The sequence below is a fragment of the Streptomyces sp. GbtcB7 genome (assembly GCF_019091445.1).
Lineage (GTDB): Bacteria > Actinomycetota > Actinomycetes > Streptomycetales > Streptomycetaceae > Streptomyces > Streptomyces mirabilis.
Map to the genome: position 1 here is coordinate 108,892 of NZ_JAGXJM010000026.1, position 12,899 is coordinate 121,790.

Annotated in this window: 9 protein-coding genes and 1 riboswitch; all 9 genes read right to left on the reverse strand. The window is 72.4% G+C overall.

Annotation, left to right across the window (positions count from 1 at the left end; all coding sequences use genetic code 11):
• Nucleotides 1-11: 11 nt before the first annotated feature.
• On the reverse strand, nucleotides 12-761 hold the full coding sequence (gene cobI, locus KVT44_RS35815) for a precorrin-2 C(20)-methyltransferase (protein ID WP_217571573.1): 750 nt from the start codon (nucleotides 759-761) through the stop codon (nucleotides 12-14).
• A complete protein-coding gene (locus tag KVT44_RS35820; protein ID WP_217571575.1) occupies nucleotides 758-2,230 on the reverse strand; it encodes a cobyrinate a,c-diamide synthase in 1,473 nt (490 codons plus the stop codon). Before KVT44_RS35820 ends, cobI begins: the two co-directional genes overlap by 4 nt.
• Nucleotides 2,224-2,823 (reverse strand): cob(I)yrinic acid a,c-diamide adenosyltransferase, encoded by a 600-nt coding sequence (gene cobO / locus KVT44_RS35825; RefSeq protein ID WP_217571577.1) that lies wholly within the window; start codon nucleotides 2,821-2,823, stop codon nucleotides 2,224-2,226. Before cobO ends, KVT44_RS35820 begins: the two co-directional genes overlap by 7 nt.
• On the reverse strand, nucleotides 2,823-4,868 hold the full coding sequence (locus KVT44_RS35830) for a putative cobaltochelatase (RefSeq protein WP_217571579.1): 2,046 nt from the start codon (nucleotides 4,866-4,868) through the stop codon (nucleotides 2,823-2,825). The genes cobO and KVT44_RS35830 overlap by 1 nt, the downstream gene beginning before the upstream one ends.
• Nucleotides 4,865-8,518, reverse strand: a complete 3,654-nt coding sequence (gene cobN / locus KVT44_RS35835) for a cobaltochelatase subunit CobN (RefSeq protein ID WP_217571581.1) — start codon at nucleotides 8,516-8,518, stop codon at nucleotides 4,865-4,867. The genes KVT44_RS35830 and cobN overlap by 4 nt, the downstream gene beginning before the upstream one ends.
• On the reverse strand, nucleotides 8,515-10,062 hold the full coding sequence (locus KVT44_RS35840; protein ID WP_217571583.1) for a cobyric acid synthase: 1,548 nt from the start codon (nucleotides 10,060-10,062) through the stop codon (nucleotides 8,515-8,517). Before KVT44_RS35840 ends, cobN begins: the two co-directional genes overlap by 4 nt.
• On the reverse strand, nucleotides 10,059-11,015 hold the full coding sequence (locus KVT44_RS35845) for a cobalamin biosynthesis protein (protein WP_217571585.1): 957 nt from the start codon (nucleotides 11,013-11,015) through the stop codon (nucleotides 10,059-10,061). The genes KVT44_RS35840 and KVT44_RS35845 overlap by 4 nt, the downstream gene beginning before the upstream one ends.
• A 99-nt stretch (nucleotides 11,016-11,114) precedes the next feature.
• A riboswitch (cobalamin riboswitch) is annotated at nucleotides 11,115-11,257 on the reverse strand.
• 111 nt (nucleotides 11,258-11,368) lie between these two features.
• Nucleotides 11,369-11,593, reverse strand: coding sequence for a hypothetical protein (locus tag KVT44_RS35850; RefSeq protein ID WP_054232266.1), 225 nt, complete (start codon nucleotides 11,591-11,593; stop codon nucleotides 11,369-11,371).
• A 12-nt stretch (nucleotides 11,594-11,605) separates the two neighbouring features.
• On the reverse strand, nucleotides 11,606-12,850 hold the full coding sequence (locus KVT44_RS35855) for an inorganic phosphate transporter (protein ID WP_101405904.1): 1,245 nt from the start codon (nucleotides 12,848-12,850) through the stop codon (nucleotides 11,606-11,608).
• Between the last annotated feature and the right edge of the window lie 49 nt (nucleotides 12,851-12,899).

A 12,899-nucleotide genomic window follows, 5' to 3' on the forward strand; every position in this document is an offset into this window, starting at 1 on the left:
TCTTCCGGGGCTCACAGTTTCCCGCCGCGTTTGCCGTCCCGCCGGGCGGGCGCGATGAGGGTGGAGAGGTACGGCAGCGGTTCGCCGTCGAGGTCGGCGGCGGGCCGGATGGACTCGCCCTCCAGCCCGAGCGCGGACCCCCACACGGCGTCGTCGAGCCGCCCCGTCACCCGCAGCGCCTCCGCGACCTCGTGCGCCTGCCGCCCGAACTTGTACGCGACGACGGTCCCGGGCCCGTTGAGGGCGTCCTTGAGCACGGCGGCCCCGGCGGTCACCGGAACGAGGGTGAGCGGCTCGGTCCCTTCCGTGAGCACGGCCCCGGACCGCGCCGCCAGATCCTGCATGGCGGTGATACCGGGCACGGTCTCGACGACCGTGCCGGGCACCAGTTCCCCGATGGTCTGCGCGAGATAGGTGAAGGTCGAGTACACGTTCGGATCGCCGATGGTCGCGAAGGCGACGGACGCGTGCCGCCGGAGCAGCTCCGCGACCCGCGTGCCCGCGGCGTCCCAGGCGGCCTCGCGCCGCCCCCGGTCGGTCCGCTCGTTGAGCGCGAACACGACGCGGACGACCTTCTCCTCGGGCACGTAGTGCAGGACGGTGGCCTCCGCCCGCCCCCGCTCTCCGCCGTCCTTTCCATCGGGCGCGGCCATCACCGGTACGACCACGACCTCGGCGGCACGCAGCGCGTTGACGCCCTTGACGGTCACCAGCTCCGGGTCACCGGGACCGACCCCGATTCCGATCAGCTTGCTGCTCATGACGTCCGGCACCTCTCCACGAACCGACGGGCGACACCGGGTTGTGACGCCCAGTGCGTGTGCAGATAACTCGCATGCACACCTTGTTGTACGAAACCTTCGACGCGCCGCTCAGGGGCGCGCACCCCCCAGGCGGGAGCCGCCCCGGCGCCCGGCTCGACGACGGTCCGGTGGAACTCGTGCCCCCGCATCCGCGTCCCGGCGACGGCGAGCGCGCTGTCACTCACGGCCACGGCGTCCCGGTAGCCCAGGGTGAGCCGCTCACTCATCCGGGCCGAGACGTCGAGCACGCCGCACATGGGCTGCCCGTCGAGCTCGCGCGAGAGATACAGCAGCCCGGCACACTCGGCGGCGACGGGCGCCCCGCCGAACGCCAGCTCGGCCACGGCCTTGCGCAACGGCTCGTTGGCGGACAGCTCGGGCGCGTACACCTCGGGAAACCCCCCACCGATGACCAACCCGCCGGTACCGGCCGGCAGTTGTTCGTCCCGCAGAGGGTCGAAGGTGACGACTTCGGCTCCCGCGGCGGTCAGCAACTCGGCATGCTCGGCGTAGGAGAAGGTGAAGGCGGCCCCTCCGGCGACAGCGATTCGGGGCGCCGCACGCAGCCCGGTCCCGCGATCTTTCAGCCCGTCCGGCGTTTGAGGACGAGGCCGTTCAGGCCGATGGCGGGGGTCTGGGGGCGCAGCCCCCAGGGTGGGGACGGGAAGGGGCGGTGGGGGCGAAGAAACGACAGCCGCAGCCGCATCCCAGGCCGCACCCGACAGCGCGGGCGCGCTCCGCGCCAACGCGAGCAGCCCGTCGAGATCGCACCCCTCCCACACCTGCGAGGCCATGGCGGCAACCGACTCGACCGCTGCCGCGTGCCGCTCGGCAACGGGCACCAGCCCAAGATGCCGCGACGGCGTCCCCACCTGCGCGGCGCGTCGCAGCACCCCGAGCACCGGCACACCGGATTCGTCCAGAGCCTCCCGCAGCATCTCTTCATGCCGCGACGACCCCACCTTGTTGAGGATCACCCCCGCGACCCGCACCTCGGGATCCCAGGAAGCGAACCCGTGCACCAGCGCGGCCACGGACCGGGACTGCGACGACGCGTCGACGACCAGCACCACCGGCGCCCGCAGCACCTTCGCCACCTGCGCCGTGGACGCGAGCTCACCCTCCCCGGCGGCCCCGTCGTACAGCCCCATCACACCTTCGACGACCGCGAGATCGCATCCGCGCGCCCCGTGCGCGAACAGCGGCGCGATCAACTCCGTACCGCACAGATACGCGTCGAGATTCCGCCCCAGGCGCCCGGTGGCGAGCGCGTGGTACCCGGGGTCGATGTAGTCGGGCCCCACCTTGTGCGGGGACACGGCGAGCCCCCGTGAGGCGAAGGCCGCCATCAACCCCGTGGCAACGGTGGTCTTGCCGCTCCCGGAAGAGGGCGCGGCGATGACCAGCCGAGGGACGGAAATCACCACTCGATGCCCCTCTGGCCCTTCTGGCCGGCGTCCATCGGATGCTTGACCTTGGACATGTCCGTCACGAGATCCGCGAACTCGACGAGCTTCTCGGGAGCGTTGCGCCCGGTGATCACGACATGCTGCGTCCCGGGCCGGTCCCGCAGCACGGCGACGACCTCGTCGACGTCCACCCATCCCCAGTGCATGGGGTAGGCGAACTCGTCCAGCACGTACAGCTTGTACGTCTCGGCGGCGAGGTCCCGCTTGACCTGCTCCCAGCCCTCGCGGGCCTTCTCCTCGTTGTCCATCTGGGAGTCGCGCTGCACCCACGACCACCCTTCGCCCATCTTGTGCCAGTCGACGGCCCCGCCCTCGCCGGAGGCGCCGAGCACGCGCAGCGCGTTCTCCTCCCCGACCTTCCACTTCGCCGACTTGACGAACTGGAACACCCCGATGGGCCACCCCTGGTTCCAGGCGCGCAGCGCCAGCCCGAAGGCGGCGGTGGACTTGCCCTTCCCGATCCCCGTGTGCACCACGACCAGCGGCCGGTTGCGGCGCTGACGCGTCGTCAGTCCGTCCTCAGGTACGACACTCGGCTGCCCCTGCGGCATTACGCGGCCCTCCTCGAAGTCCCCTGCACATCGCGCACGAGCCCGGCGATCGCGTCGGCCCGCAACTCGTCCAACGTCACCGCCGTGCCGCCCAGTTCACCCGCGAGCCGCCCTGCGAGTCCGAGCCGCACGGGCCCCGCCTCGCAGTCGACGACCACGGAGGCGACCCCGTCGGCCGCGAACAGCCGCGCCGCCCGTTCGGCGAGCGCGACGGGCTCAGGGCCGCCGGTGGCCCGCCCGTCGGTCACCACGACGACCAACGGCCGCCGGGCGGCATCCCGCAGCCGCTCGACCCGCAGCACGTCGTGCGCGCGCAGCAGCCCGGCCGCGAGCGGCGTCCGCCCGCCCGTGGGCAGCGACTCGAGGCGGGCGGCGGCCGCGTCCACGGACGAGGTGGGCGGCAACGCCACGTCGGCCGTGGACCCCCGGAAGGTCACGAGCCCCACCTTGTCGCGCCGCTGGTACGCGTCGAGCAGCAGCGACAGCACCGCGCCCTTGACGGCACTCATCCGCTGCCGCGCCGCCATCGACCCGGAGGCGTCCACCACGAACAGCACGAGGTTGCCCTCACGCCCCTCCCGGGTGGCCTGGCGCAGATCGTCCCGCCGTACGACGAGACCGCGCCCCGACCGCCCCCGCGCCCGCTGATGGGGCGCCGCCGCCTGCACGGTCGCCGCCAGGTGCAGCTTGGTGAGCGCCCCTTGGGGCCGCCGCGACCCGGTGGTTCGCCCATGCTCGGTCCGCGCCCGCGAACGCCGCCCGGCCGCGCCCTCGCCGAGCCCCGGCACGCTCAGCACCTTCGTGCGAAAGGGTTCGGCGGCCCGTACGGGGGACTGCTCACCGGCGCCCTGCGCGGCCGGCGCCTGCCCCTCTTCCGAGGGCTCGCCCTGCGCCGGGACGTCACCGGCGGGGGAGTCTCCGTCCGGTCCGTCCTGAGGCGGCTGCCCACCGCCGCCGGGCCCGTCCGGATCCGGGTCGGGGTCCGCGTCCGGATCGTCGTCGGAAGAACCTTCGCCGGAAGAACCCTCGTCCGATCCCCCGAACTCCTCCAGCGTCTCGTCGAGCTTGTCCTCGTCGAGCCCCGGCGCGTCGAAGGGGTTGCGCCGCCGCCGGTGCGGCAGCGCGAGCAGCGCGGCCTGACGCACGTCCTCCGCCAGCACTTCGGTCCGTCCCGCCCACGCGGCGAGCGCGGTCGCGGTCCGTGCCATGACGATGTCGGCCCGCATGCCGTCCACCTCGAAGGCCGCGCAGGTCGCCGCGATCTGCCGCAGCGCCGGGTCCCCGAGCCGCACGGACGGCAACAGCCGCCGCGCCGCCACGATCCGGGCCCGTACGGCGGACTCCTCGTCGGCCCAGCGCGCCGCGAAGCCCGTCGGGTCGTCGTCGTGGGCGAGCCTGCGCCGCACGACCTCGACCCGCTGATCGGGCTCCCGGGAGGCGGCCACCTCGACGGTCAGCCCGAACCGGTCGAGCAACTGCGGCCGCAGCTCGCCCTCTTCGGGGTTCATGGTCCCGACGAGCAGGAAGCGTGCCGCGTGCCGTACGGAGACGCCCTCGCGTTCGACGTACGAGGCGCCCATGGCGGCGGCGTCCAGCAGCAGGTCGACCAGGTGGTCGTGGAGGAGGTTGACCTCGTCGACGTACAGGATCCCGCGGTGCGCGTCGGCCAGCAGCCCCGGCTCGAAGGCCTTCACGCCCTCCGCGAGCGCCCGCTCGATGTCGAGCGCGCCCACGAGCCGGTCCTCGGAGGCACCGACGGGCAGTTCGACCATGCGGGCCGGCCGGGTCTCGAAGGCGCCCGGCTCGTGCGGACCGTCGGGACAGGCCGGGTCGGGGCCGGCCGGATCGCACGAGAACCGGCACCCGGCGACGACGTCCACCCCCGGCATGAGCGCCGAGAGGGCGCGTACGGCCGTGGACTTGGCCGTGCCCTTCTCACCGCGGACGAGCACACCGCCCACGGCGGGCGACACGGCGTTCAGCAGCAGCGCGAGCCGCAGGTCGTCCTGGCCGACCACGGCCGTGAACGGGAACGGGGTACTCACTGGTCGTCGCCCTCCAAGTCGCCTTCGAGCTCCAGATAGGTGGCACGCAGCCGCTCCAGCGTGTCCGCGTCCGGCTCGGCCCACAGCCCCCGGTCGGCGGCCTCGAGGAGCCGTTCCGTGATGCCGCGCAGCGCCCACGGGTTGGACTTCTTCATGAAGTCCCGGTTCTCCGCGTCGAAGACGTACTCCGCGCTGAGCTTCTCGTACATCCAGTCGTCCACGACCCCGGCCGTGGCGTCGTACCCGAAGAGGTAGTCGACGGTCGCCGCCATCTCGAAGGCGCCCTTGTAGCCGTGCCGTCGCATGGCGGCCATCCAGCGCGGGTTGACGACCCGGGCGCGGAAGACGCGGTGGGTCTCCTCGCCCAGCGTGCGGGTCTTCACCTGGTCGGGTACGGCCGAGTCGCCGACGTAGGCCTCCGGGCTCGCGCCCGTCAGGTGCCGGACCATCGCGACCATGCCGCCGTGGTACTGGAAGTAGTCGTCGGCGTCGACGAGGTCGTGCTCACGGGTGTCGACGTTCTTCGCGGCGACGGCGATCCGCCGGAACGCGATCTCCATGTCCCCGCGCGCCGCCCGCCCGTCGAGTCCACGCCCGTAGGCGTAGCCGCCCCACACCGCGTACACCTCGGCGAGGTCGGCGTCGGAGCGCCAGTTGCGGGCGTCGATCAGGGGGAGGAGACCGGCGCCGTACGCGCCCGGCTTGGAGCCGAAGATGCGGGAGGTGGCCCGGCGCCGGTCGCCGTGCTCGGCGGTGTCCTCGTCGGCGTGCGCGCGGACGTAGTTGCGGTCGGCGGGCTCGTCCAGCTCGGCCACCGCACGCACCGCGTCGTCGATCAGGCCCACGACGTGCGGAAACGCATCCCGGAAGAAGCCGGAGATGCGGACCGTGACGTCGATGCGCGGCCGGCCCAGCTCCTCCAGGCCCACCACGTCGAAACCGGTCACGCGGCGCGAGGCGTCGTCCCAGACCGGGCGGCAGCCGAGCAGCGCGAGGATCTCGGCGATGTCGTCGCCCTGGGTGCGCATCGCGGACGTGCCCCAGACCGTCAGACCGACGGACTTCGGGTACTCGCCCGTGTCCTGCAGGTACCGCTGCACCAGGGAGTCGGCGAGCGACTGCCCGACCTCCCAACTCAGCCTGGACGGGATCGCCTTGGGGTCGACCGAGTAGAAGTTGCGGCCGGTCGGCAGGACGTTCACCAGCCCGCGGGTCGGTGAGCCCGACGGGCCCGCGGGGACGTAACCGCCGTCCAGGGCGCGCAGGATGTGGGTGATCTCGTCCGTCGTCCGGGCCAGGCGCGGCACGACCTCACGGCAGGCGAACTCCAGCACCGCGACGGCGTCGGGGAGCTCGACGCCCAGGACCTCGCGTACGAGAGCGGTGCTCTCGGACGTCACCCAGCCGCGCTCCTCCATGCCCTCCGCCATCCGGCGGCACAGCTGCTCCAGCAGGTCGATGGCGTCGGCCCCGGTCCGCGCCGGCCCCTCGACGAGGTCCGTCAGCTCCACCGGCACCTTCACCGGCGCGCCCGGCTCGGCGAGCAGTTCCTTCTCGACCAGGCCGAAGTGCTCGGCGAGGCAGGCCCGCAGTCCCGGCAGCGCGTTCGCGCTGCCGCCCCACACCTGGGAGGCGCGCAGCACGGCCAGGACGAGGTTGACGCGCGGCTCGGCCTCCGGGCCGCCGCCGAGGATGTGCAGACCGTCGCGGATCTGCACGTCCTTGATCTCGCACAGATAGCCGTCGATGTGCATGACGAACTCGTCGAACGCCGCGTCGTCCGGCTGGTCCTCCACATGCAGGTCGTGGTGGAGCTCGGCCGCCTTGACCAGCGTCCAGATCTGCGCGCGGACCGCCGGTGCCTTCGTCGGGTCCAGGTCGGACACGAGCGCGTACTCGTCGAGCAGCTGCTCCAGCTTCGCGAGGTCGCCGTAGGTGTCCGCGCGGGCCATCGGCGGTACGAGGTGGTCGACGACCGTGGCGTGGCCGCGCCGCTTGGCCTGGGTGCCCTCGCCGGGGTCGTTGACGATGAAGGGGTAGATGAGCGGGAGTTCACCGAGGACGGCGTCCGGCGCGCAGCCGCCGCTGAGCCCGAGGCCCTTGCCCGGCAGCCACTCCATCGTGCCGTGCTTGCCCATGTGCACGACGGCGTCGGCGCCGAAGCTGTTTTCGAGCCAGCGGTACGCGGCCATGTAGTGGTGCGACGGCGGCATGTCCGGGTCGTGGTAGATCGCGATCGGGTTCTCGCCGAAGCCGCGCGGCGGCTGGATCATCACGACGACGTTCCCGAACTGCAGGGACGCGAGCACGATGTCGTCGCCGTCGACGTAGAGGGAGCCTGGCGGCTCGCCCCACGCGTCCAGCATGCCTCGCTTGAGTTCCGGGTCCAGCTTGTCGAACCAGGCCCGGTAGTCGGCCAGCGGCACCCGTGCGGGCGCGGCGGCCAGCTGCTCCTCCGTGAGCCACTCGACGTCGTGGCCACCGGCGTTGATGAGCCGGTGGATCAACTCGTCGCCGTTGTCGGGGTGTCCCTCGACGACGTACCCGGCGTCCCGCAGCGCGTCGAGCACCCGTACCGCCGAGGCGGGCGTGTCGAGGCCGACCGCGTTGCCGACGCGGGAGTGCTTGGTCGGATAGGCGGTGAAGACGAGCGCGAGCTTCTTGTCCGCGTTCGGCTTGTGCTTCAGCCGGGCGTGCCGTACGGCGATTCCGGCGACGCGGGCGGCCCGCTCGGGGTCGGCGACGTAGACCGGCACCTCGTCGGGCCCCTGCTCCTTGAAGGAGAAGGGGACGGTGATCAGACGGCCGTCGAACTCGGGGATCGCGACCTGCATCGCCGCGTCCATGGGGGAGAGGGCGGCGTCCGACGCGTCCCAGGCACTCCTGGACGAGGTCAGGCAGAGCCCTTGCAGCACGGGGACGTTCAGGTCGGCGAGCGCGCCGATGTCCCAGGCCTCCTCGTCCCCGCCCGCGGATGCCTCCGAGGCGTGCGTGCCGCCCGCCGCGAGCACGGTGGCGACCAGCGTGTCCGCCGTGCCGAGGATCTCGTACAGGCCCGCGTCCGCGCCGCGCAGCGAACCGCAGTACACGGCGAGCGCGTTGGCTCCGCGCGCCTCGATCGCGTCGCACAGCGTGTCCACGAACGCGGTGTTGCCGGACAGCTGGTGGGCCCGGTAGAAGAGCACGCCGACGGTCGGCCGGCCCTCGACGAACGCGCGCTCGCCGTGGACGCCGTACTCCGGCATCTTCCGCGGCTCCTCGAAGCCCTCACCCGTCAGCAGCACGGTGTCGGAGAGGAACCGGGCCAGTTCGGTGAGGTTGTCCGGGCCGCCCTCGACCAGATAGCGCAGCGCCTCGGCGACGACACCGGCGGGCACCGACGACTCCGCCATCAGTTCGGCGTCGGGTACGGACTCCCCGCCGAGCAGCACGGTGGGGATGCCCGAGGCCTTCAGCTTCCGCAGGCCCTCCTCCCAGGCACGCTTGCCGCCCAGGAGTCGTACGACGGCGATGTCCGCGCCCTCGACGAGGGACGGCAGTTCGCCCTCGACCTCCACCCGGGTGGGGTTGCCGATCCGGTACGGGGCGCCGGAGGCACGCGCCGCCAGCAGATCGGTGTCGGCGGTCGACAACAACAACACTGTGCTCATGCGGGCGCTCCCGGTGGAATGAAAGGCAGTCCTTGCGGCGCGCCCGACTCGATGAGCCGCCACAGCGCGTCCGTGTCCGCGTGTTCCTCGATCAGATCGCCGAGCCGGTCGAGCTGCTCCTCGCGCAGCGCCGCGAACGACGTGTCGGCGGCCGGCACGAAACGACGGCCCGCGGCGGCCGCCACCTCGCGCAGGAAGGCGCGCCGGAAGCCGTCCGACTCCAGCGAGCCGTGCCAGTGCGTGCCCCAGACGGCGCCGACCCGGCAGCCGTCCAGGAACGGTTCACCGCCCGTCACATCGGCGACGCCGTGATGGATCTCGTAGCCCTCGACGTGCTCGCCGAGCGCCTCCCCGACGGGCCGGGTCAGGGTCTTCTCGCGTGCGAACCGCACACGGACCGGCAGGAGTCCGAGCCCGTCGACCTGGCCGGCGCGCGACTCGACCTCGTCCTCGATGTGCTCGCCGAGGACCTGGAAACCGCCGCAGATGCCCAGCACGGGCCGCCCCTCGGCGGCTCTGCGCAGGATGGCGTCCGCGAGTCCGCGCTCGCGCAGCCACTCCAGCGCCTTCACCGTCCCCCGGGTCCCGGGGACGACGACGAGGTCGGCGTCGGCCAGCTCCTCGGCCCGGTCCACGAACCGCACGACGACGCCCGGCTCGGCGGCCAGCGCGTCCACGTCCGTGAAGTTGGACATCAGCGGGATCGCGCAGACGGCGACGCGCAGTACGTCCTCGCCGACGGGGGAGGTCACCTGGGACTCCCGGACCGCTCCCCGCAACGACACCCGCAGCCCGTCCTCCTCGTCGATGCCGAGGCCGTGCCGGAACGGCAGGACGCCGTACGTACGCCGCCCGGTGAGGCCGTGGAGCATGTCGAGCCCCGGCTCCAGCAGGGAGACGTCCCCCCTGAACTTGTTGACGAGGAACCCGGCGACGAACTCCTGGTCCTCCCGCGACAGCAGCGCGACCGTCCCGAAGAACGAGGCGAACACACCCCCGCGGTCGATGTCGCCGACGACGAGCACGGGCAGCCGCGCATTGCGCGCGATCCCCATGTTCACGATGTCGGTCCGCCGCAGATTGATCTCGGCAGGACTGCCGGCCCCCTCACAGATCACCGCGTCATACGTGCCCCGCAACTCGGCGAGACAGTCCAGCACGGTGGTGAGGAGGGCTTCCTGCCGCCCCCCGTGCAGCCTTTCCCCGGGGGACGACCCCCCAGACCCCCCGAAGAACCCGCGCGCGGTCATCTCGCCCACGGGCCTGCCCATGAGGACGACCTGACTGCTCCGGTCGCTGCCCGGCTTGAGCAGCACGGGGTTCATGAGCGCGGTCGGCTCCACCCGGGCGGCCTGCGCCTGCATGGCCTGCGCGCGCCCGATCTCGGCGCCCTCGCGCGTCACGAACGAGTTCAGGGACATGTTCTGCGCCTTGAAGGGCGCGACCTTGACGCCGTGGCGCACCAGCCACCGGCAGATCCCGGCGGTCACGACGCTCTTGCCCGCGTCGGAGGTGGTTCCGGCGACGAGCAGCCCGCCGCTCATGACGTACGCCCCTTCCTGAGAAGCCTCTGTACGAGCAGCCGCCCGCCGGCGCTCACGCCGAGGGCGAGCCAGCCGACACGCCGTGACAGGCGTACGGCCCGCTCGATGTCGTCGACGTGCACGGCGCGCCCGGCGCCGTTGAGTTCGGGCCGGTGCTCGACGCGCCCGCCGTAGGAGAGGGTGCCGCCCAGGCGCACCCCGAGCGCCCCCGCGAACGAGGCCTCCACGGGCCCGGCGTTGGGACTCGGATGCTTGACGGCGTCGGCGCGCCAGGCTTGTACGGCCCCTCGGGGACTGTCACCCGCGAGGGCGGCGAGCACGGCCGTGAGACGAGCCCCCGGCCACCCGGCGACGTCGTCGAGCCGAGCCGAGGCCCACCCGTACCGCCGGTACCTGGGCGACCTGTGACCGACCATGGCGTCAAGGGTGTTGACGGCCCGAAAGCCCACGAGCCCCGGGACTCCGGCCACGGCACCCCACACCAGGGCGCCCACCACGGCGTCGGAGGTGTTCTCGGCGACGGACTCGACGACGGCGCGCGCGATGCCGTCGGCGCCGAGGGCCTGGGGATCGCGCCCGCACAGATGCGGCAGCCGCTCCCGGGCCGTCTCGATCTCCCCGTCCGCGAGGGCGTCACCGATCGCCCGGGCCTCCCGCCCGAGCGTGGTGCCCCCGACGACGGCCCAGGTGGCGGCGGCCGTCAGCGCGAGGGACGCGGCACGTGAGGGGCGTACGGCACGGGAAGCGACGGCGGCGAGTCCGGCGGCACCTCCCACACACACGGCGGTGTGCAGCGCGCCCCACCCGCGGTGGTCCCGCCACAGCACCCGCTCCACGGCTGCCGCGCTCCGCCCGAACACGGCGACCGGATGCCCCCGGCGGGGATCGCCGAGCAACAGGTCACCGAGGAGTCCGGCGGCGGCGCCGTACGCGAAGACGCGATCGGCACGCACGGGGTCAGCCGACCGTCAGGTCGGGTGGAACCGTCGCTCGCAGGGCACTTGGGCAGCCGCGCATGGCGTTATGTCCTCACTCAGGGTGTCCGCGCCCTGGTTCGACGAGACCGGCGGGGAGAGTTCCTGGCTCCCGGGGAGTTCCTTCCCCGGTCACAGTGGCGGGACCGCGCCGGATTCACACCGGCTTCCTCTTCTGTCGCCGTACTTGGCTCCGGCAGTCCACCACGGGTTGGAAGACCCGTCAACTTGCTGTTGACCTGCGCGGGGAGAGTGTGCGAAGGCCCACATACAGGTGGGGTGCGGGACGGTGATCCGTCCCGCACCCCACGCGAAGTGGTGCCCGTTTTGGGTTACTTGCCGACGATCAGGAAGATGCCGTACGCCACCGCCGCGGCGCACGCCGCGAAGCAGACGTACGCGCCGGTGACCGCGAGGGTCGCGGAGCCGCCCTGGGCGGACGCGGACTCGCGCTTGGAGAGGCCGACGATGCCGAGGGTGAAGAGGCCGACGAGGCCGACGGTGGTCACGAGGCTGACTCCGAAGACGGAGCCGAGGGCTGCCCAGTCGATGTGCATGCTGTTCTGTCCTTACACCGTGGCCGGGCGGGTGGGCTCCGCGTCCGGGGACGGGATGGTGGTCTTCAGGTCGCCGGACAGGTCGCCGGTGACGGGGCCCGCGGGCGGCGGGGTGACGGCGGCGATCGCTGCGGTGACGACGCCCGCGGGTTCGGCGTCGACGTCGTTGACGTTGTCGACGGTGACCGGCTGACGGCGGGAGAGCTTCCAGATGGTGCCGGCGCCGGCGACGAGCAGCGCGCCGGTGAGGACGATGCCCCAGGTGCCCTGCTTGGTCAGGAACTCGGCGGAGGCGCCGGCCAGACCGGCGGCCGGCAGGGTCAGGCCCCAGGCGACGAACATCCGCGTCGCGGTCGACCAGCGGACCACGCCGCCCTTGCGGCCGATGCCCGAGCCCATCACGGCGCCGGAGCACACCTGGGTGGTGGAGAGGGAGAAGCCGATGTGCGAGGAGGCCAGGATGGCCGTCGCGGCGCTGGTCTGGGCGGCGAAGCCCTGCGGCGGCGCGAGGTCCGTGAGGCCCTTGCCCATGGTGCGGATGATGCGCCAGCCGCCCAGGTACGTGCCGAGCGCGATGGCCGTACCGGCCGAGACGATGACCCACAGCGGGGGGTTCGAGCCCGGGGCGATGACGCCGCCGGTGACCAGGGCGAGAGTGATGATGCCCATCGTCTTCTGGGCGTCGTTCGTGCCGTGCGCCAGGGAGACCAGGCCGGCGGAGGCGATCTGGCCGGCGCGGTAGCCCTTGGCGGTCGCCTTCTCGTCGGCGCGGTTGCCGATCCGGTACGTCAGCCGGGTGGCCAGCATCGCGGCGAGTCCGGCCACGATGGGCGCGGCGACCGCGGGGATCAGCACCTTGGTGACGACGGTCGAGCCGTTCACCGACGACCAGCCGGCCGACATGACCGCGGCGCCGATCAGGCCGCCGAACAGTGCGTGGGAGGAACTGGAGGGCAGACCCAGAAGCCAGGTCAGCAGATTCCAGAGGATGGCGCCGACGAGCGCCGCGAAGATCACTTGGACGCGTATGCCCTCTTCGTTGATGATCCCGCCGGAGATCGTCTTGGCGACCTCCACGGAGAGGAACGCGCCGACGAGGTTCAGCACGGCGGACATGGCCACCGCCGTCTTGGGCTTCAGAGCGCCGGTCGAGATGGTGGTCGCCATCGCGTTGGCAGTGTCGTGGAAACCGTTCGTGAAATCGAACACGAGAGCGGTGACGATCACGATTCCGAGGAGGAGCGTGATGTGTTCCATTTACCCAGGCTTCTGTTTGACGTCAGTGGCAGGTGGACCGTAGGCAACC